General features: G+C 58.4%; 28 protein-coding genes. 20 read left to right on the plus strand and 8 right to left on the minus strand.

The window, feature by feature from the left end; genetic code table 11:
• Window positions 1–74: 74 nt before the first annotated feature.
• Entirely contained in the window at window positions 75–1,094 is a 1,020-nt protein-coding gene (locus ACP15V_RS10155) for an isocitrate/isopropylmalate dehydrogenase family protein (protein WP_424943571.1), read from the minus strand.
• A gap of 208 nt (window positions 1,095–1,302) precedes the next feature.
• Between ACP15V_RS10155 and ACP15V_RS10160 the strand changes: the two genes are divergently transcribed.
• Window positions 1,303–2,181 carry a ribokinase gene (locus ACP15V_RS10160; protein ID WP_424943572.1) on the plus strand — a complete coding sequence of 293 codons (879 nt, stop codon included), beginning with the start codon at window positions 1,303–1,305 and terminating at the stop codon, window positions 2,179–2,181.
• Here ACP15V_RS10160 and ACP15V_RS10165 read toward each other — a convergent pair.
• The 3 genes from ACP15V_RS10165 to ACP15V_RS10175 form a co-directional block, all read right to left on the minus strand.
• Window positions 2,178–2,462: an SCP2 sterol-binding domain-containing protein gene (locus ACP15V_RS10165; protein WP_424943573.1), complete on the minus strand. Its 285-nt coding sequence runs from the start codon at window positions 2,460–2,462 to the stop codon at window positions 2,178–2,180. The genes ACP15V_RS10160 and ACP15V_RS10165 overlap by 4 nt on opposite strands.
• A gap of 97 nt (window positions 2,463–2,559) precedes the next feature.
• Window positions 2,560–2,964: a DUF1810 domain-containing protein gene (locus ACP15V_RS10170; RefSeq protein WP_424943851.1), complete on the minus strand. Its 405-nt coding sequence runs from the start codon at window positions 2,962–2,964 to the stop codon at window positions 2,560–2,562.
• Between the two features lie 38 nt (window positions 2,965–3,002).
• Complete coding sequence (locus ACP15V_RS10175) at window positions 3,003–4,253, minus strand: argininosuccinate synthase (protein ID WP_424943574.1); 1,251 nt, start codon at window positions 4,251–4,253, stop codon at window positions 3,003–3,005.
• Window positions 4,254–4,398: 145 nt separating this feature from the next.
• Here ACP15V_RS10175 and ACP15V_RS10180 point away from each other — a divergent pair, with 145 nt between their 5' ends.
• Together ACP15V_RS10180 and ilvA are read left to right on the plus strand one after the other, a co-directional pair.
• On the plus strand, window positions 4,399–5,217 hold the full coding sequence (locus ACP15V_RS10180) for a hypothetical protein (protein WP_424943575.1): 819 nt from the start codon (window positions 4,399–4,401) through the stop codon (window positions 5,215–5,217).
• Window positions 5,218–5,258: 41 nt separating this feature from the next.
• A complete protein-coding gene (gene ilvA, locus ACP15V_RS10185) occupies window positions 5,259–6,506 on the plus strand; it encodes a threonine ammonia-lyase IlvA (RefSeq protein WP_424943576.1) in 1,248 nt (415 codons plus the stop codon).
• 34 nt (window positions 6,507–6,540) lie between these two features.
• Here ilvA and ACP15V_RS10190 read toward each other — a convergent pair whose 3' ends face one another.
• Window positions 6,541–6,834, minus strand: coding sequence for an Hpt domain-containing protein (locus ACP15V_RS10190; protein WP_424943577.1), 294 nt, complete (start codon window positions 6,832–6,834; stop codon window positions 6,541–6,543).
• Window positions 6,835–7,054: 220 nt separating this feature from the next.
• On the opposite strand from ACP15V_RS10190, the gene ACP15V_RS10195 reads away from it, so the two are divergent.
• The 6 genes from ACP15V_RS10195 (at window position 7,055) to ACP15V_RS10220 (ending at window position 12,998) form a co-directional block, all read left to right on the plus strand.
• Window positions 7,055–8,350: a PP2C family protein-serine/threonine phosphatase gene (locus ACP15V_RS10195; RefSeq protein ID WP_424943852.1), complete on the plus strand. Its 1,296-nt coding sequence runs from the start codon at window positions 7,055–7,057 to the stop codon at window positions 8,348–8,350.
• Window positions 8,351–8,441: 91 nt separating this feature from the next.
• Window positions 8,442–9,452 (plus strand): Hsp33 family molecular chaperone HslO, encoded by a 1,011-nt coding sequence (locus ACP15V_RS10200; RefSeq protein WP_424943578.1) that lies wholly within the window; start codon window positions 8,442–8,444, stop codon window positions 9,450–9,452.
• Window positions 9,442–10,038 carry a CoA pyrophosphatase gene (locus ACP15V_RS10205; protein ID WP_424943579.1) on the plus strand — a complete coding sequence of 199 codons (597 nt, stop codon included), beginning with the start codon at window positions 9,442–9,444 and terminating at the stop codon, window positions 10,036–10,038. The genes ACP15V_RS10200 and ACP15V_RS10205 overlap by 11 nt, the downstream gene beginning before the upstream one ends.
• Window positions 10,035–11,180, plus strand: a complete 1,146-nt coding sequence (locus ACP15V_RS10210) for a CCA tRNA nucleotidyltransferase (protein ID WP_424943580.1) — start codon at window positions 10,035–10,037, stop codon at window positions 11,178–11,180. Before ACP15V_RS10205 ends, ACP15V_RS10210 begins: the two co-directional genes overlap by 4 nt.
• A complete protein-coding gene (locus ACP15V_RS10215) occupies window positions 11,177–12,400 on the plus strand; it encodes a class I SAM-dependent RNA methyltransferase (RefSeq protein ID WP_424943581.1) in 1,224 nt (407 codons plus the stop codon). The genes ACP15V_RS10210 and ACP15V_RS10215 overlap by 4 nt, the downstream gene beginning before the upstream one ends.
• A 94-nt stretch (window positions 12,401–12,494) precedes the next feature.
• Entirely contained in the window at window positions 12,495–12,998 is a 504-nt protein-coding gene (locus ACP15V_RS10220) for a L,D-transpeptidase family protein (protein WP_424943582.1), read from the plus strand.
• Between the two features lie 90 nt (window positions 12,999–13,088).
• Here the strand turns inward: ACP15V_RS10220 and ACP15V_RS10225 are convergent, their stop codons facing one another.
• Window positions 13,089–13,595 (minus strand): CAP domain-containing protein, encoded by a 507-nt coding sequence (locus tag ACP15V_RS10225; RefSeq protein WP_424943583.1) that lies wholly within the window; start codon window positions 13,593–13,595, stop codon window positions 13,089–13,091.
• Window positions 13,596–13,758: 163 nt separating this feature from the next.
• Between ACP15V_RS10225 and ACP15V_RS10230 the strand changes: the two genes are divergently transcribed.
• The 7 genes from ACP15V_RS10230 (at window position 13,759) to ACP15V_RS10260 (ending at window position 19,993) form a co-directional block, all read left to right on the plus strand.
• Window positions 13,759–14,364, plus strand: coding sequence for a L,D-transpeptidase family protein (locus tag ACP15V_RS10230; protein ID WP_424943853.1), 606 nt, complete (start codon window positions 13,759–13,761; stop codon window positions 14,362–14,364).
• 181 nt (window positions 14,365–14,545) lie between these two features.
• Window positions 14,546–14,998 (plus strand): c-type cytochrome, encoded by a 453-nt coding sequence (locus tag ACP15V_RS10235; RefSeq protein WP_424943584.1) that lies wholly within the window; start codon window positions 14,546–14,548, stop codon window positions 14,996–14,998.
• 17 nt (window positions 14,999–15,015) lie between these two features.
• Complete coding sequence (locus ACP15V_RS10240; RefSeq protein WP_424943585.1) at window positions 15,016–16,377, plus strand: cbb3-type cytochrome c oxidase subunit I; 1,362 nt, start codon at window positions 15,016–15,018, stop codon at window positions 16,375–16,377.
• A 19-nt stretch (window positions 16,378–16,396) separates the two neighbouring features.
• Window positions 16,397–17,218: a CbbQ/NirQ/NorQ/GpvN family protein gene (locus ACP15V_RS10245; RefSeq protein WP_424943586.1), complete on the plus strand. Its 822-nt coding sequence runs from the start codon at window positions 16,397–16,399 to the stop codon at window positions 17,216–17,218.
• A gap of 6 nt (window positions 17,219–17,224) precedes the next feature.
• Window positions 17,225–19,177, plus strand: a complete 1,953-nt coding sequence (locus tag ACP15V_RS10250; protein WP_424943587.1) for a nitric oxide reductase activation protein NorD — start codon at window positions 17,225–17,227, stop codon at window positions 19,175–19,177.
• A gap of 68 nt (window positions 19,178–19,245) precedes the next feature.
• Window positions 19,246–19,734, plus strand: a complete 489-nt coding sequence (locus ACP15V_RS10255) for a cytochrome c oxidase subunit 3 (protein WP_424943854.1) — start codon at window positions 19,246–19,248, stop codon at window positions 19,732–19,734.
• A 1-nt stretch (window position 19,735) separates the two neighbouring features.
• Window positions 19,736–19,993 (plus strand): cytochrome C oxidase subunit IV family protein, encoded by a 258-nt coding sequence (locus tag ACP15V_RS10260; protein WP_424943588.1) that lies wholly within the window; start codon window positions 19,736–19,738, stop codon window positions 19,991–19,993.
• A gap of 4 nt (window positions 19,994–19,997) precedes the next feature.
• On the opposite strand, the gene ACP15V_RS10265 is transcribed toward ACP15V_RS10260, so the two are convergent.
• A complete protein-coding gene (locus ACP15V_RS10265) occupies window positions 19,998–20,684 on the minus strand; it encodes a Crp/Fnr family transcriptional regulator (protein ID WP_424943589.1) in 687 nt (228 codons plus the stop codon).
• A gap of 202 nt (window positions 20,685–20,886) precedes the next feature.
• Between ACP15V_RS10265 and ACP15V_RS10270 the strand changes: the two genes are divergently transcribed.
• The 4 genes from ACP15V_RS10270 to menA are packed head-to-tail and all read left to right on the plus strand — an operon-like array spanning window position 20,887 to window position 23,012.
• The gene (locus ACP15V_RS10270; RefSeq protein ID WP_424943590.1) at window positions 20,887–21,060 is read left to right on the plus strand and encodes a hypothetical protein; all 174 of its coding nucleotides are present in this window, start codon (window positions 20,887–20,889) and stop codon (window positions 21,058–21,060) included.
• Between the two features lie 2 nt (window positions 21,061–21,062).
• The gene (locus ACP15V_RS10275; protein WP_424943591.1) at window positions 21,063–21,326 is read left to right on the plus strand and encodes a hypothetical protein; all 264 of its coding nucleotides are present in this window, start codon (window positions 21,063–21,065) and stop codon (window positions 21,324–21,326) included.
• Between the two features lie 4 nt (window positions 21,327–21,330).
• The gene (locus tag ACP15V_RS10280; RefSeq protein ID WP_424943592.1) at window positions 21,331–22,098 is read left to right on the plus strand and encodes a ubiquinone/menaquinone biosynthesis methyltransferase; all 768 of its coding nucleotides are present in this window, start codon (window positions 21,331–21,333) and stop codon (window positions 22,096–22,098) included.
• Window positions 22,095–23,012 carry a 1,4-dihydroxy-2-naphthoate octaprenyltransferase gene (gene menA / locus ACP15V_RS10285; RefSeq protein WP_424943593.1) on the plus strand — a complete coding sequence of 306 codons (918 nt, stop codon included), beginning with the start codon at window positions 22,095–22,097 and terminating at the stop codon, window positions 23,010–23,012. Before ACP15V_RS10280 ends, menA begins: the two co-directional genes overlap by 4 nt.
• 29 nt (window positions 23,013–23,041) lie before the next feature.
• On the opposite strand, the gene ACP15V_RS10290 is transcribed toward menA, so the two are convergent.
• The gene (locus ACP15V_RS10290) at window positions 23,042–23,506 is read right to left on the minus strand and encodes a copper chaperone PCu(A)C (RefSeq protein WP_424943594.1); all 465 of its coding nucleotides are present in this window, start codon (window positions 23,504–23,506) and stop codon (window positions 23,042–23,044) included.
• Window positions 23,507–23,690: the final 184 nt, after the last annotated feature.

The raw sequence follows: 23,690 nt of genomic DNA on the forward strand, positions 1-23,690 counted from the left end.
GAAGAAAAAAAGGGGTTTGGCGCTATCAGCGCCGTGAAAAAAGGCCGCAGCATGTGCCGCAGCCTTTGAGTGGGTTACAACCGGTCGATGATCGCTTCGGCGATCGACATGGTGTTGCCCGTGCCGCCCAGATCCGGGGTCACGCGGTCTTTGGCCTGAACGGTGCCGATCACCGCCTGTTTCAGGCGCTGGGCGTCGTCGGTTTTGCCCACATGTTCCAGCATCAGACCCGCCGCCATCAGGAAGGCGCAGGGGTTGGCTTTTTGCTGCCCAGCGATGTCGGGGGCCGAGCCATGCACGGCCTCGAAAATCGCAGCGTCCTTGCCGATATTGGCACCGGGCGCCAGGCCTAGACCGCCGACCAGACCGGCGGCAAGGTCGGACAGGATGTCGCCAAACAGGTTGGTGGTGACGATCACGTCAAACGCGTCGGGGTACATCACCATCTGCATCGCGCAGGCATCGACGATACGTTCGTCCCATTCCACCTTGCCTTCATATTCCTGGGCAACCTTGCGGGCCTCTTCCAAAAACATGCCGGACAACAGTTTCAGGATATTGGCCTTGTGCACGATCGACACCTTCTTGCGCCCGTTGGCCACGGCATAGTCAAAGGCCGCGCGGGTGATGCGCTGGGCCCCTTCCTTGGTGTTGTAACCGGTTGAAAAGACTTTGCCTTCCGGGTCGCCATTATGCTCCATATAGCCTTCGTCCGAAATGTAATACCCTTCCAGGTTCTCGCGGAAGATCACCATGTCGACATTGTCAAACCGGCCATCCAGCTTGATCGTCTTGGTGGGGCGGACGTTGGCGTAAAGGTTGAATGCCTGGCGCAGTTGCAGGTTGATCGATTTGAAACCGCCCCCGACCGGGGTGGTCAGCGGGCCTTTCAGCGCCAGTTTGGTGCGGCGGATGCTGTCAATTGTGGCTTGCGGCAGCGGTTCACCCGCAGCGTCGATCCCGGCCATGCCGGCCTGTTGCACGTCCCATTTGAAGGGCGCGCCCATGTGATCGAGGATCGCGGTGACCGCTTCGGTGATTTCGGGGCCGATCCCGTCGCCGGGGATCAGGGTGGCGTCGATTTGGGTCGTCATGGCGGATACTCCCTGCTTGTGACTTACCGTTTTGCCTGTGAATCTGCTGTCCCGTATAAACGGTATACAATGGAATACAATAGCGAAGTGACATTCGGAAACGTGAATGAATTCGGGTGGTCCCCGCATGTTAGCACGTTTTTTGGTTGCGATGATGACCGCAAAAGCTAGGGTTTTCGCGTGACGTAACCCCGGGTCAGGAGCCCCCATGACCATCTTCAATTTCGGGTCGATCAATATCGACAATTTTTACTATCTGCCGCGGCTGCCCGGCCCCGGTGAAACCATCAGCACAGACCGGCACACCACCGCGCTGGGGGGCAAAGGGGCGAACCAGTCGATCGCGGTGCGCCGTGCGGGCAGTGATGTGCGGCACATCGGGGCGGTCGGGCCCGACGGGGCCTGGTGTCGCGACGAGATGGCCCAAGCCGGGGTTGATATCACCCACGTGATGACCCGTGACGTGGCGACGGGTCACGCAAATGTCTGCATCGACGCTCACGGCGAAAACATGATTGTGCTGATGCCCGGTGCAAACCGTTACTTTGACTGGGCAAAGGTTGAAGGCGCGCTGGATGGGCTCGGCCCCGGGGACATCCTGATCCTGCAAAACGAGGTTAACCTGGTGCGCGCGGCGGCAGAGTTTGCACAAACGCGCGGCGCCAAAGTGATCTACTCCGCCGCGCCGTTTGACGCGGACGCGGTGCGTGAGGTGATGCCGTTTTGTGACCTGCTGGTGATGAACGAGGTTGAAGCCGCGCAGCTTGCGGACGCCTTGGGTGTGACGGCGGAGCAGATTGATGTGCCAGAAGTGCTGATCACCAAGGGGTCGCAAGGCGCGGTTTGGCGGGACCAAAAGACCGGAGACGAGATCTTTGTTGCAGCCCATCAGGTTACACCCGTCGACACCACAGGGGCAGGGGATTGTTTCCTTGGCAATTTCGCGGCGGGTCTGGATCAGGGTCTGGATCTCACGGACGCCCTGCGCCGGGCTTCGGCCGCATCTGCCATTCAGGTCACCCGCGAAGGCACCGCAAGTGTGATGCCCACCGCAGAGGAAGTGACCGCGTATCTGGCCGCACGTTAACCCAGCAGTTTCGCCAGCTGCATCGCGGTGGTCATGTCGCCGGACAGTTTGATCTTGCCCATCATCACCGCGGTCATCGGGTTCAGCTTGCCTGCCAGCAGTTTTTGCAGGTTCTCGGTGGACAGGCGCAGGGTGCAATCGGTGTCACGGTCCATGGTGCTGGCCGCATTGTCCGCCAGAACGATCACGCCATCTTCACCGCAATCAAACTTCAACGACCCGTTGAAACTCCGCCCCTCAAGGCCCGATTGAATACCGTCAGCGATGGTTTGAAGTGGCATGTGATCCTCCCGTTTCAGGATCGTTAGCCGGGACGAGCAGCGCAGGCAAGATTGACCTCGCGGCGGATTGCGCCGTGCAGTCAATCACGCCTGTGGGTCAGTGTTTGGCAAGCGCTTCGATGGTGCGCGCGCAAGGTTGGCCCGCGTAGAACGTCTCCAGCACTTGTCGGAACGCATGGGGTGCATTTGGCACGGCGGCAAACAGCGTCATGCTGGAGCGCAGTTTTTTCGCGTCGATATGGCCAAGAATGTCGACCGGATCGGTGCCCGCATGTTCCAGAACCAGCGATGTCACCACCAGCAAACGGCGCTTCAGCTCGTCATGATCCAGATAGGCGGCGGCCTCGTCCAGATCCTCCAAACCGTAAAGCTGCGACATGTCCGACTGGCCCAGTTCGGCCAGCTGCGGGAAGACGAACCACATCCAGTGGCTGGTCTTTTTGCCCGCCTGCAACTCGCTCAGGACATCGCTCCACACGGTGTCCTGAGCTTCGATGAACATGTCCAGTTCATCATCGTCGAAATCGTCGTCTTCGTAGGTCACTTGGCGACGCGGCGGTTGCGATCTGCGATCAGTTTCAGGCGCAGCGCGTTCAGCTGGATAAAGCCTGCAGCGTCGGTCTGGTCATAAGCGCCCATGTCTTCCTCGAACGTCACGTGCTCTTCGGAATAAAGCGAATGATCCGACCAGCGGCCCACCACGCGGGCCAGGCCCTTGTAAAGTTTCATGCGAACGGTGCCGGTGACATGTTCCTGGCTGTGGTCGATGGCGGCCTGCAGCATTTCACGCTCGGGCGAATACCAGTAGCCGTTATAGATCAGCTCGGCATATTTCGGCATCAGCTCGTCTTTCAGATGCATCGCGCCGCGGTCCATGGTGATCGATTCAATGCCACGATGCGCGTCCAGCAGGATGGTGCCGCCGGGGGTTTCGTAAATCCCGCGCGACTTCATGCCCACGTAACGCCCTTCGACCAGATCAAGACGGCCAATGCCGTGCTTGCGACCATATTCATTGAGCTCGGTCAGGATGGTTGCGGGCGACATTTTCTCGCCGTTGATGCCAACGGGATCACCTTTTTCAAACTCGATCTCGATATATTCCGGCGTGTCCGGTGCGTCCTCGGGATGCACGCTGCGCTGATAGACGTAATCCGGTGCATCCTCGGCCGGGTCTTCCAGAACCTTGCCTTCCGACGAAGTGTGCAGCAGGTTCGCATCCACCGAAAACGGCGCTTCGCCGCGCTTGTCCTTGGCAATCGGGATTTGGTGCTGCTCGGCAAACTCCAGCAATTTGGTGCGCGACCCCAGGTCCCATTCACGCCAGGGGGCGATCACCACAATCTCGGGGTTCAGGGCATAGGCGGCCAGTTCGAACCGCACCTGATCGTTGCCCTTGCCGGTCGCGCCGTGCGACACCGCGTCGGCCCCGTGCTCGGCGGCGATTTCAACCAGTCGCTTGGAAATCAGCGGGCGGGCAATCGAAGTGCCCAGCAGGTAAAGCCCTTCATATTGCGCGTTGGCGCGGAACATCGGGAAGACGAAATCGCGCACAAATTCTTCGCGCAGATCCTCGATATGGATGTTTTCCGGCTTGATGCCCAGCATCTCTGCCTTTTTGCGGGCCGGTTCCAACTCTTCGCCCTGGCCCAGGTCAGCGGTGAAGGTGATCACTTCGCACCCATACTCGGTTTGCAGCCATTTCAGGATGATCGAGGTATCGAGACCACCGGAATAGGCCAGCACAACTTTCTTGGGTGCCTTTTGCGGTGCAGTGTTGGACGAAATCATCATATTCCCTTTCGCGAGCGTGTCCCCGCGCGCTTATCCGGTTTTTGACTGAGGGGCAAGCATTGCGGGGCGTTTCAGTCCTTGTCTTTCCTACCCATCCGTGATCTGTGGGCGACATTGCACGTTTGGATTGAAGAGGTTGGTTATGTCCGGATTGGATGTATTGAAACATTCCTGGGGAATGGTGTGGCGCAACAAGGCAAAGGCTGCGCGGATTTCCGTGGTGTTGTTTGTCATGACGATTCTTATCGAAGTGGTCATGGGATTACTGTCTGCTTTCAGCTCCGATCCATTTGCCAACTATACCCCGCTGGGACCCATTGGTGATCTCTTCATTGGCATTATCAGTCTGATCATAGGGGCATGGATCGCGGTGGCATGGCATCGATTTGTGCTTTTGAATGAAACCCCAACGGGTTGGGTGCCGTCATGGCATGGGTCCGAGGTTATGCTTTACACGCTTTGGATTTTTTTGATGGCGATTGGGATGCTGGTTGCGCTTATCCCGGTGTTTGCGGCCATTGTTCCGGTCATCATGCAAATTGAAACCGAAGCTGCCCCCAATATGGGAATGGCCTTTATTGTTTCCGTCATTGCAGCCGTTTTTGTGACATTCCTGATGATCGCAATGATGCGCCTGTCGCCGGTTCTGGTCTCGCGCTCCCTTGGGCAAAACCTAAGTCTGAAACAGGCTTGGCGCGCGACGCGCGGATCCAGCAAACTGATCTTCGGTGTGTTCTTCTGGTTGTTTCTGATCTTGATCGGAATCGTGATTGTGGTCGGAAGTTTTGTCGCAATTTTGTCAGCCGCCAACCTGTGGGTGTTGCTGGCCGGGTTGGGGATCCCTGCGTATTTCGTTGGAATATGGCTGATGACATTGCTGCAAATCAGCATCATGACCACAATCTACGGCGTTTTTATCGAAGGGCGAGAACTGCCGTATTCCGGGGGCAAACTGGCGTAAACCACCTTGCCAAGCCCCGGCCCTTGGGTCAGAGATTTGGAATGAGTGATTTTCTGAAAAAGGCCCGCGTGGCAGAACAGCAGATGCGGGCGCTCTTCCCCGCGACGCCACTTCAACGCAATGATCATCTGTCAGCGATGTATGGGGCGGACATCTGGTTGAAGCGTGAAGATCTCTCGCCGGTGCGCAGTTACAAGATCCGCGGGGCGCTGAATGCGATGGGCAAGGCGCTGGCGGCGGACCCGGATCAGGACGTGTTCGTCTGTGCCTCTGCAGGCAACCATGCGCAGGGCGTGGCCTATGTGTCGCGGCATTTCGGGGTGAAGGGCGTGATCTTCATGCCGGTCACCACACCGCAACAGAAAATCCAGAAAACTCGTATTTTTGGCGGTGATGCAATCGAGATCCGCTTGGTCGGTGACTATTTTGACGACACACTTGCGGCCGCGCAGACCTATTGTGCCGATGTGGGCGGGCATTTTCTGTCGCCGTTTGACGACAAGGATGTGATCGAAGGGCAGGCCAGCGTCGCGGCGGAAATCACCGCGCAACTTGGTCGCAACCCGGATATCGTGGTGCTGCCCGTGGGTGGCGGCGGCCTGTCGGCTGGTGTCACCAAATATCTGGCAGAGGTCGCCCCGGACACCACCCTGCAGTATATCGAGCCCGCCGGTGGCGCGTCGCTTGCCGCCGCGATTGCGGCGGGCGCTCCGACCACGCTGGATCGGGTTGACAATTTCGTAGATGGGGCCGCCGTAGCCCGCATTGGCGCGCAGCCGTTCGAAGTGCTGAAATCGGTGCCGCGCAGCCAGGTCCATGCGATCCCCGAAGATCGGATCTGCACCACCATGCTGGAGATGCTGAATGTGGAGGGCGTGGTGTTAGAGCCGGCTGGCGCGCTTTCCGTGGACGCGCTGAAAGACCTGCGGGATCAGATCGCGGGCAAAACCGTGGTCTGCGTCACCTCGGGGGGCAATTTCGATTTCGAACGCCTGCCCGAAGTGAAAGAGCGTGCGCAACGGTTTTCCGGTCTGAAGAAATACCTGATCCTGCGCCTGCCCCAACGCCCCGGTGCGCTAAAGGATTTCCTGCAGATCCTCGGACCCGATGACAATATCGCGCGGTTCGAATACATGAAGAAGAGCGCGCGCAATTTCGGGTCTGTGCTGATCGGCATCGAAACCAGTGCGCCGAGCAATTTCGACCGCTTGTTCGATGCGCTTGCAGAGGGTGGGTTTGCCTATTCCGACATCACCGACGATGAGATGCTGGCCGAATTTGTGATCTGACCATCCATCCATACGGGCCAAAACCCTTCAACGTCTACCGCGCAGAAAAGGCCTGTTTTGATGCGTCATAGGTGTCGAAGACCGGTCCCAGCTCTACGGTTTCAGCCTTGCCCTGAGCCGCCAACAATTCGCCTTCCCCACATAGTTTCGACAGGGCTTCGAAACCCAAATTGAGGGATGAGCTTTTCAGAAAATGCAAATCCTGCTCATATTGCGCCGGTTCGGGTGTGGTACGCAGTCGTTCGATAACTTCATCCACTTCTTCCAGGAACATCTCGGCGACTTCGGCGAAGTCTTCTTCACCGATTTCGTCTTTCAACTCGTTCACGCGGTCCCAACTGATCATATTGATCCTTTCAGATCCAAACTTACACACATTATACGTTTTGTAAGGTCAGAGCCTTAACAGCTGATTATTGCGAAACAAATTTCCCTGAAAATTTTAGATTTAATCGCTCGTTAAATGCCTGAGTCGTATCCCTTGGAGAAATTGAGCGACTCATTCATGTCCATAAGGGGAATTCGTGACGCAACACGCTGCATATCCGGTGCCTGAGGTCTCTGCCAGTGCGGAAGGACCAGGGTTGGGTAATGGGGCTGTCAACACGATTCTGGTGGTAGATGACAGCCGCGCTCAAAGAATGATCGTGTCTTCGACGCTGAAACGACAAGGCTTTACTGTGGTCGAAGCCGGGTCCGGCGAAGAGGCGCTTGAAAAGGTCGGTTGTGAAGATATTGACCTTATTTTGTCCGACTGGATGATGCCCGGCATGGATGGGCTGGAACTTTGCCGGGCCTTTCGTGCGATGCCGCGTGAAAAATATGGGTACTTCATCCTTCTGACATCGAAGAGCGAAAAAGGCGCTGTGGCTCAGGGGCTGGATGTCGGCGCAGATGATTTTCTAAATAAGCCGGTAAATGCAGATGAACTGCGCGCGCGTATTAATGCCGGCGGGCGGATCATGTCGATGGAGCGGGAGCTTCATGAAAAGAACCGTCTTGTGTCCGCCACGCTGAGCGAGATTCAGGCGATTTATGATTCGATTGACCGGGACCTGATCGAAGCGCGCAATATGCAACAATCGTTGGTACGCGAACGTTTCCGCGATTTTCAAACGGCCGAAGTGAACCTGTTGTTGCAGCCCTGTGGCCATGTTGGGGGGGATCTTGTGGGGATGTTCCAACCCAATGCCGATACCGTGGCGATCTATTCCATCGATGTGTCTGGTCATGGTATTGCCTCAGCCCTGCTGACCGCCCGTCTTGCATCTTATCTTTCGGACGGATCCCCCGAGCAAAACATTACAATTGCCACCGGGCTTGGCGGCAAAACCAGGCTACGTGACCCTGAAGAAGTGGCCTATCTTCTCAATACCATGATGCTCGAAGATATGCCGACCGAACATTACTTTACCATGATCCTGGCCTATCTAGATCTGAATACAGGCCAGGTTCAGATGACCCAGTGCGGCCACCCCAATCCGGCCTTGTTGAAGGCGGATGGTACGGTTGAATATTTGGGTGACGGCGGTCTGCCGATTGGCCTGATCCGGGGCAGCAAGTATGAGCGATTTGAAGTTTCGCTCAACCCAGGTGATCGGCTCATGTTTTATTCTGACGGGTTCACCGAAGCGGAAAATGAAAATGGCAATATGCTGGACGAAGATGGGTTTCAGGATGTGATTGCCAATAACGCGTCATTAGTGCGGCAGGAGTTTCTGGACGGTCTGGTCTGGGAGGTGGACAAGTTCTGCGGCAATAAGGAATTTGGTGACGACTTGTCGATGTCATTGATTGAATACAAGGGTCGACAGGCCCATCACGCCGAAGATCAGGGCGAATAAAACTGCGTATGCCCCTTTTCCCACGTGTTGCCGCGCCCATATAGACGCGGTATGGCAAAAGAATTGCCGCAAGCACAGCCGTGGAAAGCCGATGACCTTAGGAAACCTGATCGCGTGGGATGATACGATCCTCCCATTTCAACTCGACAAAAGTGATGTGCGCGGGCGCGTGCTGCGCCTTGATGGTGTGCTCGACAATATCCTGTCGCAGCATAATTATCCGCCTGCGATCGAGGCCCTGGTGGCCGAGGCCGCTATGCTGACCGCGATGATCGGCCAGACAATCAAGCTGCGTTGGAAACTGTCGCTGCAGATCCGCGGGGATGGCCCCGCCCGTTTGATTGCCACGGACTACTATGCGCCCACCGCCGATGGTGAACCGGCACAGATCCGCGCCTATGCAAGCTTTGATGAAGAGCGTTTACAGGCAGATGGGCCATCGTTTGAGCAGATTGGCAAAGGGTTCTTTGCGGTTCTGATCGATCAGGGCGATGGGAACAAGCCCTATACCGGGATGACCCCGCTTGCTGGGCAGTCGCTGTCGGACTGTGCGCAGGCCTATTTTGCCCAGTCGGAACAGCTGCCGACCCGCTTCCACCTGACCTTCGGCCGGTCCACCTGGGCCGGTGGTGAGGAAAGCTGGCGCGCGGGGGGCGTGATGCTGCAGCACATGCCGAAAGCGGGTGAACATGTCGCGAAGGATGGCGGTTCGGGCGACGATGGCTTGTTGATGGCTGGGGACTTGATCAGCGATGACGATAAGGAAAACTGGGGTCGCGCCAATGTTCTGCTGTCTTCCGTCGAAGAGCTAGAGCTGATTGGCCCCTCCGTGTCACCCACCGAGCTTCTGACCCGTCTGTTCCACGAAGAAAGCCCGCGTGTGTTTGACCCGCAGGCGATCCGGTTTGGCTGTACCTGTTCCGAAGATCGCGTGCGCGAAAGCCTGTCGATTTATTCCGCGCGCGACATTGGTCATATGACAACCGATGACGGTCGCGTCACCGCTGACTGCCAGTTCTGCGGGGCGCATTATGACCTTGATCCAGCCACGGTTGGCAAAGACGCGACAAAAGAAGCCGGGGGCGCGGGCGGTGGTGTCTGAGATAGACAATATTCGTCAGGCCCTGACCCAACCGGGCGGGGCCAGTTCGGATTTTGATCTCAATCCCGATATCAAATTGCCGGAAGGCCGGGTGTTGCGACCGGCTGCCGTGCTTGTGCCGCTGATCTATCGTGAAGATGCGCTGCATCTGATCCTCACCAAGCGGGCGTCTCATTTGAAACACCATCCAGGTCAGATCGCCTTTCCGGGCGGTAAGATTGACCAGGGCGATGCCGGTCCGGAAGACGCTGCCCTGCGCGAAGCTTGGGAAGAGATCGGATTGCCCCGAGATGCGGCACAAATCTTGGGCATGATGCCGCCGCATGAAACCGTCACCTCCTACTCTGTCACACCGGTCGTGTCCTTGATTGACCGGGATTTCGATGTGCAACCAGAATTGGGCGAGGTCGAGGAAGTGTTCACCGTCCCGTTCGAACATGTCTCTAACCCAGCGCAATTCAGCCATCAGGGTCGAATTTGGCAGGGGCGGATGCGCCACTATGAAACGGTGCCTTACGGGCCCTATTACATTTGGGGCGCCACGGCGCGTATTCTGCGGGCGCTTGCCACGAGGCTTTCCCAATGACCCGCCTGACCGGAGATTGGTTCCGACAAGACCGGGTTTTGGCCTTGTCCAATGCCTTTGCCGCGTCGGGGTATCAGCTTCACTTTGTTGGCGGCTGCGTGCGGAACGCGTTGATGGATGAACCGATCGCCGATCTCGACCTGTCCACAGATGCCCGCCCCGATCAGGTTATGGAGCTGGCCGCTGCGGCGGGGTTTAAACCGGTCCCGACAGGGATTGATCACGGGACCATCACCGTAGTGGTGGATGGTGAAGGGTTTGAAATCACCACCTATCGCAAAGATGTGGAAACCGATGGCCGCCGCGCCGTTGTGGCCTTTGCCGACACGATGGAAGAAGACGCGCATCGGCGCGACTTCACCATGAACGCGCTTTATGCGGATGTGGAAGGCCATGTGATCGACCCACTTGGTGGCCTGCCTGACCTGTATGTGCGCCGGGTGCGTTTCATTGATGATGCCACCGCACGCATCCGTGAAGATTATCTGCGCACGCTGCGGTTTTTCCGTTTTTACGCCTGGTATGGGGATGAACAGCAGGGCCCTGATCCGGATGCGCTGGCCGCGATATCAGCAAATCTGGACGGGTTAGAGACGCTTTCGAAAGAGCGCGTAGGCTCGGAGCTTTTGAAATTGCTCGCGGCCCCCGACCCGGCCCCCGCTGTGGCCACTATGGAGCAATGTGGGGTTTTGGCGCGTTTTCTGCCGGGGGCGGATCCCACGGCTATGCCTGTTTTGGTTCATCTGGAGGCCGAGCTGTCACCTGACCCGATTCGCCGTCTGGCCGCGCTGGGCGGTGAGGGTGTGGCCGAGGCTTTGCGCATGTCGCGTAAGGATGCCAAGCGTTTGGCGGAAATGCGCAATGGGATGGGCAGTATGACGCCTTCGGCTGAACTGGCTTATCGGCACGGCGCTGATATGGCGCGTGATATCGTGCTTTTGCGTGCGGCCCAAATGGGGCAAGAGGTGGCGGCGGGGGTCATGGACGACATTGCCAAAGGCGCCCGCGCGCAGTTCCCGATTGTGCCCGCCGATCTTATGCCCGAAATTTCCGGCCCCGCATTGGGTGCCAAGTTGAATGAGCTTGAGGCGCGCTGGGTTGCGTCTGGCTTTACCCTGACCCGCGAGGAGCTTTTGTCTTGAGCAGCCAAACCCACTTCATCGATCGTTTGGGGCATCTGGGGGACGGGATTGCCGCCGGTCCGATCTTTGTGCCACGCGCCCTGCCTGGGGAAGAAGTGGCTGGTGACGTGGTGGATGGTCGAATTGACTCGCCACGCATTCTGACGCCATCGCCAGATCGTGTGAAAGCCCCCTGCCCGCATTACAACAGCTGCGGTGGCTGCGCGCTTTTGCATGCGTCAGATGAGTTTACGGCGGGTTGGAAAACCAACGTTATTCGCCACGCGCTGGACGCGCATGGGCTGGACGCAGAATTTCGCCCCATCGCAACCTCTCCGGCTTTCTCACGCCGTCGGGCAACCCTGTCGGCGCGTCGCGGCAAAAAGGGCGTGATGGTTGGGTTTCACGGGCGCAGGTCCGGTGTGATTTCCGCCATTGATCGCTGTCGGCTGCTTGCGCCCGAGTTATTGGCGGCCATTCCCGCGGTTGAGGCGCTGACGGTGGCCGGGGGATCGCGCAAAGGGGAGCTGGCGGTGAACCTGACCCTATCGCCCGCGGGATTGGATGTTTCCGTGCGGGGCGGCAAGCCGCTTGATCGTGAGTTAGAGACCAGTTTGGCGCAGGTGTTGCAGGAATACGGATTGGCCCGTCTGGCCTGGGACGGCGAGGTGATCGCCACGGAAACCGCACCGGCACAGCCGTTTGGTAAGGCGCAGGTCACGCCACCACCCGGGGCATTCCTTCAGGCCACGCGCGAAGGGGAAGCGGCGTTGGTGTCGGCGGTGCGCGAAGCGATTGGGCCAGCGAAATCCGTTGTCGACCTGTTTGCCGGTGCGGGCACGTTCAGCCTGCCGCTGGCGGAACAGGCGGATGTGCATGCGGTGGAAGGGATTTCCGCGATGATGCAGGCGCTGGATGCCGGTTGGCGTCGTGCGCAAGGGCTAAAGACCGTGACCACCGAAACGCGCGACCTGTTCCGCCAACCCTTGCTGCCGGACGAGTTGAACCGGTTTGACGCCGTTGTGATCGACCCGCCACGCGCGGGTGCCCAGGCGCAAGTGGCCGAGATTGCACAATGTGATGTGGCGCGGGTGGCAATGGTGTCGTGCAACCCGGTGACCTTCGCGCGCGATGCGCAGGTTTTGGCAACCCGCGGGTATCATCTTGACTGGGTTTTGCCGGTGGATCAGTTCCGCTGGTCACCTCATGTGGAACTGGCAGCGTCGTTTAGCAGAAACTGACCAAAAGTAAGGTGATGCGTGCGGCGGGCTTGCTTCGTTTGGAATTTCTCAGCTATCTATAGTGAAAAGATAACAAAGGCAGCAGGCAAGACAGATGCGTATCTTCATCGCGATTTTGGCCATGATCGGCCTTTTGGCAACCGCGTCATGCGGTAAGAAAACCCGACAACTGGAACGGTATACCGGTCCGGAAGTGACCCAGATTGTGGTGTCCAAAAAATATCGAAAACTGTTTCTTTTGCATCACCAAGAGGTGCTGAAGACCTATGACATTGATCTGGGGTTTGCGCCCAATGGGCCGAAGCAATTCTATGGTGACGGAAAGACACCTGAAGGGCGCTACTATGTCGACAAACGCAATGCGCGCAGCAAGTTCCACCTGTCTTTGGGCATATCCTATCCGAATTCACATGATCGCGCCTATGCGGCCGCGCTTGGCCGAAAAGCGGGTGGGGATATCTTTATTCACGGCGAACGCCGCCGCAAGGATCCGAAAGGGCCGGATTGGACGGCGGGGTGCATTTCGGTGAAGAACGCGGATATGGAAGAGATTTGGACGATGGTTTACACCGGCACTCCGATTGACATTCTACCCTGACCCCTTCTCAAAGACGCCTGCAGGCAAAAAAAACCGCGTCCGAAAGGGGCGCGGTTTTTTGTTTCCTGTCAGTGAGTGGCAGGGTCTGGGTTAACTGCCCATCAGCAGGGTCCACCAGATTTTGCCCCCCGGTTCCTGCAGCCAGGCGAAGCCCAGATTGCGCGCGCGTGGTTCGAGCAGGACATTGCGGGTGCCGGGTTCCGCCATCCATGCTGACAGGGTTTCCAGCTCGGTCTCATATGTTTCGGAAATCGCTTCGCCAAGCATCAGGCCGGGATACCCAACCCGGGCCACGCGTTCGATGGGGGAAGACCCATCCGATCCGAAATGCCAGGGGCGGTTCTGCACGGACATGTCGCGCGCATGGGTGGCGGCTGCGGCATTCAGTTGGGCGTTCAGTGTCACAGGCGGGGCTCCGGCGGCCTGACGCAGGCTGTTGACCGAATCCAGCATGTTGTACTGGATCTTGGACTGTTGGCCCGGCCCAATGCGATAAATTTTCGCCACCGTGCCATCAGGGCGTCGATAGGTGCCTTCACCGGTGCAAGCAGCCAAGGCCAGCGCAGCAGCGACGCCAAGTAAAAATTTCCGTTTCATTCAAGTCATCCGAAATCGTGAAGTCGTATCCATCTACAGAGCTTTGTTGCGTGGATCAAACGCTGCAAGCGAATTTGTGCGACTTAACGCTTGTTTGATTTGCGACTGCGGCCTTCGCGCCATATATAATGCGCAAATTGCCAAGATTTATTGGAGAGACATGATGGCCAACCGGCATTCTAAACTGCTCAGCAGGCGCTCGTTTCTGGGCAGCACCGCCGCTGCTGCGACGGTGTTGGGTACCCCTGCCCTGGCGCAAACCGGGGATGATACGACTGAAATCGAAGCTGAAATCACCGAACGGGTGCGGCGCAACATTTCAAGTTTTCGGTCGCTGGACTGGCGCCCCTACTTCTCGAACACGAAAAACGGTGTGATCCTGGTGGATATCACCTCGCGTGCGCTGCATTACTGGTCCGAGGATCAGTCGGTCTACAAGCTGTACCCGTCATCGGTGCCGCTGACCGAGGATTTGACGCGCAAAGGGCGCACCAAGGTCGTGCGCAAGGTGGAAGGGCCCAGCTGGCGCCCGACGCCGTCGATGAAAAAGCGCAACCCGGAATGGCCGGAATATGTCGGCCCTGGCCCGGACAACCCGCTGGGAACCCATGCGCTTTACCTCAGCTGGACCTATTACCGGATCCACGGCACGCATGACACGCGCAAGATCGGGCGCCGGTCATCCAACGGCTGTATCGGGCTTTATAACGAGCATATCGCGGAATTGTTCAGCCGCGCCAAGGTGGGTACGCAGGTGTTGATCATCTGACTGATGCCGCTACCAAATCTAGAGAGCCCCGCCCGTTTTTGGCGGGGCTTTTTTATTACAAACCAATAAACTCCCTTGTTTTTGAAGGGTAAAACAAACCGCAATTTGCTTAACAATTGTCAAGATTGTCTCGGACCGCGCCCCGTACTTTGGACGGGAGAAGCTGAGTTTGGAGACTAAAATGCGGGAAGTCATGACAAAGACCATGGCGCGCAATGTGTTCTATGGCGGCTCTCTGTTCTTTATCGTCGTGTTCCTGATCCTGTCGGCCCAGTCCGTCAGCCATATCAAGAACAAGTCGACCGCCCATGCGGAGCTGACAGAGAGTGTGGCCAAAGGCAAGCGTGTCTGGGAAGAGAATGCGTGCATCAACTGCCATACGTTGATGGGCGAAGGGGCGTATTTTGCGCCTGAACTGCAAAACGTGATGGCACGCTGGGGCGTCGAGGACGACCCTGAAGGTGCGTTTGAGGTGCTGCAAGGTTGGATGGAAGCCCAGCCCAGCGGCATCGAAGGCCGTCGCCAAATGCCCCAGTTCAACCTGACCGAAGAACAAATTCGCAACCTTGCGGACTTCTTCCTCTGGGTGAACGGGATTGATGCCCAGGGCTGGCCGCCCAATGAGGCAGGCTGAGGCACGGAGGAAAGAACATGAAATATCAAACACAGAAAATTGCCTACTGGTATTTCCTGGCTGCGATGATTCTTTTTGCAGTACAGGTGTCTGGCGGGCTTATCGCTGGTTGGATCTATGTCCAGCCGAATTTCCTTTCAGAGCTTTTGCCCTTTAGCACCATCCGGATGCTGCACACCAACTCGTTGATTGTGTGGTTGCTGTTGGGGTTCTTTGGGGCCGCCTACTTCCTGGTTCCGGAAGAAGCTGAACGCGAAATCCATTCGCCGATGATTGCATATCTGCAGCTGATCTTGCTGCTGGTGGGCACCCTGGGCGTGGTTGTGACCTATGTGTTCGACCTGTTCCACGGCAACTGGTTCCTGGGCAAGGAAGGCCGCGAGTTCATCGAACAGCCGGTCTGGGTCAAGCTGGGCATTGTCGTTGCGGCGCTGATGTTCCTTTACAACGTGACCATGACGGTTCTGAAGGGTCGTAAGACCGCGATCACGAACGTGCTGCTTCTGGGCCTCTGGGGCCTGGCACTGCTGTTCCTGTTTGCCTTCTACAACCCCCACAACCTTGCGCTGGACAAAATGTTCTGGTGGTACATCGTTCACCTGTGGGTGGAAGGGACCTGGGAACTGGTGATGGCCTCGATCCTGGCCTACCTGATGCTGAAACTGACCGGTGTTGACCGTGAGATCATTGAAAAATGGCTCTACATCATCGTGGCCACGGCGCTCTTCTCGGGCATCCTCGGCACGGGTCACCACTACTATTGGATCGGCACCCCCGGGTACTGGCAGTGGATTGGTTCGATCTTCTCGTCGCTCGAAGTCATCCCGTTCTTTGCGATGATGTCCTTCAGCTTCGTGATGGTCTGGAAAGGCAAGCGTGATCACCCGAACAAAGCGGCCCTTCTGTGGGCGCTGGGTGCAGCCACCGTGGCCTTCTTTGGTGCCGGTGTGTGGGGCTTCCTGCATACGCTGCACGGTGTGAACTACTACACCCATGGTACGCAGATCACCGCAGCCCACGGTCACCTGGCCTTCTTCGGTGCCTATGTCTCCGTGAACCTGGCGATCTTCAGCTATGCGTTCCCGATCCTGAAAGGTCGTGATCCGTATAACCAGGTGCTGAATATGGTGAGCTTCTGGCTGATGACCGGCGGTATGGCCTTCATGACCTTCGTACTGACATTTGCCGGTACGGTTCAGACCCACATGCAACGTGTGCTGGGCGAGAACTTCATGGATGTTCAGGAAGGTCTGAACCTCTTCTACATCATGCGCTGGGGTTCTGGTGCGGCTGTGGTGATTGGTGCGATCCTGTTCATCTACGCTCAACTGGCACCGCGTCGTGAAGTGATCACGCAAGGTACTGGCGAAGAAGCCTAAAATCAAAGGACTAAAATAAATGTCTACCGTTCCACAAACCAAATCGGAGGGGGCTCACGCCCCCTCCACCCCCCCCTTCTACGCCCCAGTCGGACAGGAATGTGACCTGTTCGAAACGGCGTTCAACAATGAATTGCCGGTCCTGCTGAAAGGCCCGACCGGATGCGGCAAAACCCGTTTTGTCGCCCATATGGCCGCCCGCCTGGGCCGCCCGCTTTACACCGTGGCCTGCCATGATGACTTGTCGGCGGCAGACCTCGTTGGCCGTTATCTGCTCAAGGGCGGGGAAACCGTCTGGGTGGATGGCCCGCTGACCCGCGCGGTGCGCGAAGGCGCGATCTGTTACCTTGATGAAGTGGTCGAAGCCCGCAAGGACGTGACCGTCGTTTTGCACCCGCTGACCGATGACCGCCGCATTCTGCCCCTCGACAAAACCGGCGAAGAGATCGAAGCCGCCCCGGGCTTCATGCTGGTGGCCTCTTATAACCCCGGCTATCAGAACATCCTGAAGACCCTGAAGCCATCAACCCGGCAACGTTTCCTGTCGCTTGATTTCGATTTCCCGACCCCGGATCGCGAAGTGGACATCGTGATGCGCGAAAGCGGGCTGGATCAGGACCGCACCAAGAACCTGGTGCGCCTTGCCGGCAAGCTGCGTGGCCTGAAAGGTCAGGATCTGGAAGAAGGTGTTTCGACCCGTCTGATCATCTATTGTGCCACGCTGATCATGGCCGGCACGCCGATGGAACAGGCGATCAATGCCGCGATGATTGAACCCCTGTCCGATGATCAGGACGTGAAGCAAGGCTTGCTTGATCTGGTCACGGCAATATTCGGATAATGGTCGATGTCTCACCCAGAAATCGACCTGTTCGAACCGGAAGAAACCGTCGGTAAAATCTGGCACGCTTATGCGAGCCGCCTGCAGGAACCGGATGCCCATGACGAGGCCGCGGTCACCCTGCAAGAGATTGAAAACCGGCTTGGTGTCTTCTTTCGTGGTCTTGGCGGCGGTCATGCCGTCGAGATCAAAACCGCGACCCCCATGGTGTCCGAACACCGCCTGTCGACCTCGCGGATGTTGGGCACCTGGCGGGAACGCGTGGCGCGGCCCAGTTTCGATGGCGAGGCGCTGCGCCTTCCGGAAAAGATCAGCGACTTTCCCGCGCGCGAAGCCAATGCGGCGCTTTACTTCTGGCTGGCCGCATCGGTGGCCCATGCGGCTGATCCGATTGCCGAAGAGGATGCGTTGCGCGCGGATATTCAGATGTTGCGCGCCTCGGTGGCAATGACACGTGACACATTGCGCGACTGTCCCGGCCTCAAGGGGTTTTATGAAACCCTGATTGATGCCTGCCGTGCGTTGCGCCCCTCGATCTCCCTGCCGCGCTATGAAGAGGCGTTGGAGCAGGTGGTGTTGCACCTGTTGGGTGGGCCGGAGCCGAAAAGCAAAACCGGCCTCAAACTGCTGACCTATGTGCGCCAACCGGATGCGGATCTGTCTGACCTGTCCGCCCCGCATGGCTATCGCCCCTATCGCCCGGTGCCTTTGTGGCCAGATCTGCGCGCGTTGGCCGGGCGCAACATGGCCGACCGGATGCCGGAATCGGAAGAACAAGGCGGCGGGCCGGATGCGCCCGAAGGCATGAAAAAAGCGCGCCGGTCGGAAAGCGACCAAGCCGAACGCCGTGACAGCCTGATCCTGCACAAGTTCGAAGCGATTTTCTCTTGGGTCGAAAGCCTGAATATGAACCGTCGCGTCGAAGACGATGACGAGGACAATGCCCGCCGGGCAGCCGACGATCAGGATGAACTGGCGCTGGGCCAATTGTCGAAAAAGACCGCGACCCGGTTGAAGTTCCACCTCGACCTGTCACCGGAAGACGCGGATCGCGAGAAAATCTCGGGCACGCATCTTTACCCGGAATGGGATCATCGCAAATCGAGCTATCTTCCCGATCATTGCCGCGTGCTGTCCAGCCAGGCGGATATCAGCGAAGAACCTGCCGAGTTTGCCACCGACCCCGGTGCGCAGCGACGTATTCGCGCCGTGAAGCGCCAGTTTGAGGCGCTGCGTCCGAAACGGGTGATTTTGCCCCGGCAGTTGGAAGGCGACGAGCTGGATCTGGAAGCGGCGATTGCCGCGCAGGTCGAATTGCGCGCAACGGGCCATGCCTCGGATCGCGTCTATCGCGCGGCGCGCACACAAGATCGCGATCTTGCGATTTCGGTGCTGATCGACGTGTCGCGGTCCACGGAAAGCGCCATTGGCGAACGCTCCGTGATCGAGGTGGAGCGCGAGGCGCTGGTGGCTTTTGCCTGGGGGTTGGACGCCTGCGGCGATGACTTTGCAATCAACACATTCTCTTCGCTGAAACGCGACCGTGTGTATGTGCAAAGCTGCAAGGGGTTCGACGACAAGATGGGCACGGTGGTGGAGCAGCGGATCGCCGGTGTGAACCCCGCCTTCTACACCCGACTTGGCGCGGCGATGCGCCATGCCACGAAAGAGCTAAACGCGCGGCCGAACGCGCGCAAACTCCTGTTGGTGATCACTGATGGCAAGCCCAATGATCTGGACCATTACGAAGGACGCCACGGCATCGAAGACAGCCGCATGGCGGTGCGCGAAGCGCGGCGTTTGGGACAGGCCGTGCATGGGGTTGTGGTCGATCAAAAAGGACAGGCCTGGGTCAATCGGATTTTCGGGTCGGATGGGTTTTCCATTGTGCCCGACGCCAACCGCCTGACCGCTGCCCTGCCCGAGATCTATCGCCATATCACCGGGGGTGTTGCGTGAGCGAAGCCCCCGCCCCTGCAGTCTCAGAACAGCCCCACCCGCTGGACGATCTGCCCGGCGACCTGATGATGTGGGTGCTGATCGTCAGCGAGCTTTTGGTGTTCGGCGCCGGGCTTATGGCCTTTCTCGGTGTACGAATCGCCGACCCTGTGGGCTTTGCCGCCGATCAGGACCACCTCAATCGTGTGGCGGGCGCGGTGAATACCATTGTGCTGATCACCAGCGGGTATTGTGCGGCGCGCGCGGTGCACAGCCCGGGAAAGATGCGCTTGTGGCTATCGGGGTCGATGCTGTTGGGGGCCGTGTTTCTTGTGGTGAAGTGGATGGAATATTCCGCCAAGGCCGCGCAGGGGATCGATATTGAAACCAGCCAGTTCTTCACCTTCTACTATCTGCTGACCGGGTTTCACGCGATGCATGTGGTGGCGGGGCTGGTGATCTTCGGCCTGGTCATGCGCTGGCGAAACCCGCGCAATCTCGAGGCGGCGGCGATGTTCTGGCACATGGTTGATCTGGTCTGGGTGCTTCTTTTCCCAATTATCTATTTGGTGAGGTGACATGACCCAAGCCGCCCTGACACGCGCTTTTTTGACCCTTATCGCCCTGTCGGTGACCACGACCGTGTTGACCGAATTGCGCCCGCAAGCGGGGATGGGATTTGTCGCTTTGGTCTTGATCCTGGCAGGCCTCAAGGCGCGGGTGATCCTGATGGATTACCTCGACCTGCGCAGCGCACCCAAATGGCAACGCGGGTTCAATGCGTTTCTGGTGGTGTTTCTGCTGACAGGATTTGGTCTCTATCTCGCCGGATCGTGAGGGATCAGGACCGGCGCCCCCGGACCGGCATCCCTTCGTCATCCGAGACAAAGGTCTTCAATTCGCTGATCTCATTCACGCGAACGGCCTCGCGTTGCACCTCAACCCCATGGGCGCGCAGGTTGGCAAAGGAGCGTGACAGGCTTTCGGGCTTCATGCCCAGACGCTTGGCAATCAGGATCTTGTCGTAGGGCAGCACGAAGGAACACGGTCCCTCTTCCACCGGGGCGAGCGAAATCAGGAAGGTCGCCAGACGCTGTGCGCCGGTCAGGGCCTTCAGGTTCTCGATCTCCATCACCAGTTCGTGCAGGTGGCTGAAGGTCGAGCTGAGCATCGCCACGGCCAGTTCGGGTTCGGTGCGCAGGGTTTCAAACACGATCCGCGTTTCCACCTGCAGAAGGATGCTGTCCTGCACCGCTTCGACCGTGACCGGGTATTTTCCGCCCTTCAGCGCGATCGCCTCGCCAAAGCTGTTGCCTTCGGGATAGACCGCCACAACCACCTCGTCCCCGCCGGGGGTGATCCGGGTCAGCTTCACACAGCCCTTCAGGACCACATACATGAAGTTTGCCGGGTCCCCTTGCACAAACAAGGTGTTGCCGCGCGGACAGGACGTTTTGTGGCACTTCTTCAGAAGGCCCTGCAGCATGTCATCCGGCACGTTCGCGAACAGCACGGATCGCTTGGTCATCTTGAGTTCGGCTTGGGTAAGCAAAAACTTGCCTCCTGGCGGTTGGGTCAAAACGTCTCACCATGCACTCAATACACATTAGGTTATTTTCTCTGCATTGACGAAGATCAAGCCGAAAGTTGGGGGTGGGCGCTAGGTTCAGCGCAGGATGTGACGGAGGAATGTCATGAAATTTGCGCGAACACCCCTGATTTTCTTGGCTATGGCCGGGCCTTCCATGGCCCACCATGACAACACGCCACTGCGCGAGGCGGTCATAGATGGCCATTCCCACGCCGTGGGTGGGGCCACTGTTTGGCTGGCGATCGCAGTGATTGCCATGGGCTTGTCCCTTTATGCTGTGCATCATGCGATTTTCCGCAAACCCAAGGGGTAGGCATGGCGGACAATCCGGAAAAAGACGGGCGCTGGCCCGTGTGGTTGCTGGCCGTTGTCAGCTATCCGTTCATGGCGGGCGCGGTGGCCACAAATGTCTTCTTTGCCAGCCTGATTGGTCAGGCCGCAGGGTGGGAAACGGTCATTGCGCCCGTTCCGTCGATCCTGATCTCACTTATTCTTGGGGTGCCCGCTGCCTGGGTCACCGGGCGGTGGTTCCGCGCCAAGATCGACGAGGCGGAAAGCCAGTCGGACAACGAGGTGTGAACCGATGAACACTGCAAAACCCGCACGCGCGGAAAAGCTGGATGATCTTCGTGAAACCTTTGGCGATCAACAGGTTGCAGAAGAAGGGCGCCGCGATGCGGTGACCTCTCTGTTCGATCGGATCGCGCCGCGCTATGACCTGATGAACGATCTGATGAGCTTTGGTACACATCGGATGTGGAAGGCCGTGATGGTCAAAACCGCCTTACGGAAACTGGCCGGCAAGGCCGGTCCGCTGGTTGATCTGGCCGGGGGAACGGGCGACATCGCAATCGCGATCAAAACCGCTGATCCGACCCGCGATGTGATCATTGCGGATGCCAGTTCTGGAATGTTGAATGAGGCGCGGCAGCGGGCTGGATCGCAGCTGGATTATCTTCATGCCCCCGCCGAGGGGCTGCCCCTTTCGGATCAATCCGTGGCCGGTATCACCCTTGCCTTTGGCCTGCGCAACATGACCCATCCACGACAGGCGCTGGAAGAATGTGCGCGGGTATTGAAACCCGGCAGCAGCCTGGCTCTGTTGGAGTTTTCCAAACCCGCCGCCTGGTTTGCGCCGTTTTATGGCATCCATTCGCGCTATATCATCCCCGCGCTGGGGGCGTTGGTGGCGCGCGACAAGGGGGCCTATTCCTATCTGGTCGAATCGATTCGCCGTTTCCCCGAAGCGGGTGCCATTTCGCGCGAATTGGACGCCGCCGGGTTCACCGTGACCGAAACACGTCCCTTCATGTTCGGTGTTGCCATGCTGCATGTCGCGGAGGCGAAATGACCTCCCACTCCCCCTCTGGCGAGGCGGCATTGGCGCGGCTTCAGGCCCTGCCGCGCCCCGTGTTGTGGGTGATCGCCGCGCGGGTGAAAACGCTCAGCCTGTCCTTGGTGCCGGTGATCGCAGGCAGCTGGATCGCGGCCCTGTCCGGCGGATGGCGTGCAGATGTGGCGCTGGCAGCGGGCGGGGCATCAGCGGCCATTCAGGTGGGGACCAATCTTTGGAATGACGCCGCGGATGCGGCCAGTGGCGTGGACGGGCCAGAACGGCTTGGCCCCCCACGGCTAACCTCGCTTGGATTGCTCGATGCGGTCAAAGTGCGGCGCGCGGCAGCGGCGGCATTTGGGCTGGCTGCACTTTTGGGCCTGTATCTTGTTGCCATTGGGGGATGGCCGATTATTGCAATTGGCTTAGTGTCCCTGGCACTGGGCTTTTTCTATTCGATGGGGCCACGCCCCCTGTCTGGCACTCCGTTGGGCGAACTGTTGGTGATCGCGTTTTTTGGTGTCGTGGCCGTGGCGGGCACGGTGTACCTGCACGGGCAGAGGATCAGCCCGGATGTGATCTCGCTGGGGCTTTTGGTTGGATTGCCGGCGGCGGCGATCCTGTTGATCAACAATCACCGTGACCGGACCACAGATGCGCGGGCGGGGCGGCAGACCCTTGCAATCCTGATCGGGCGCATGCCGTCACGTATGCTTTACGCAGGGTTGCTGTTTTTGTCGGTGATTGGCGTCTACGCGTTTGCGCCTTGTCTCGCGGCGCTTTTGCCGGTGGCCATCGCAGCCGGGGTCCTGTCGTTCATGATGCTGACCACACCGGTATCCGCGGCGCTGAACCGGTTGATCCCCGGCACCGCCTTGTTTCAGATTGTGGTCTTGGTTGCGATTGTGGCGGGGCGGAGCCTTTGCGGCTGACCGCCCCCATCTGATTGGTCAGATCCGGATCAGTTCATGACCTTCATGGCGCCGGGGCCCATGATTGGAAGTTTCACAGAGACCTCGCCCGCCTGTTCAAAACTCAGGGTGGCCTCCATCATCTCGCCTTCCACCAGCTGTCCGGTCAGGTCAATGCACATCAGGTGAAAGCTGCCCGGTTCCAGCTTGACCGCACCACCGGCGGGCACCTCGATCGCGTCGACCTGGCGCATCCGCATGACGCCATTGTCATGAATATGGGTGTGCAGTTCCGGGCGGTTGCAGGCAGGGGATGTGAAGCCGACCAACCGATCCGCGTCGCCTTTTGATGTGATGGTCATGAAGCCGACCCCGGCCTTGGCCATTTTCGGGGAGGCGCGGCTGAACCCATCTGAAATCACAAGATTATCTGTTGATACCTCTTCGGACATCCCAGGGGTTGCAAACACAAAACACGCCGCAACAGAGGCGGCGATAAACGAACGGAAATCCATCAGAAATGGTCCTTTGTTTCACGGGTTATATATATACGATCATATTCGTATTTCATTTTTCTCCCTTAACATTAATCAAGAAACCGCTCGCGCGTTCGTGATCAAACAAAGGCGGACCGGACCACCGGGCGCCGGGTCCATGCGTGCCGACTACACGCGTTCAACCGCCCGGACATGAGGACGC

Source organism: Aliiroseovarius crassostreae (assembly GCF_049803815.1).
GTDB classification, from domain to species: Bacteria; Pseudomonadota; Alphaproteobacteria; order Rhodobacterales; family Rhodobacteraceae; genus Aliiroseovarius; species Aliiroseovarius crassostreae_A.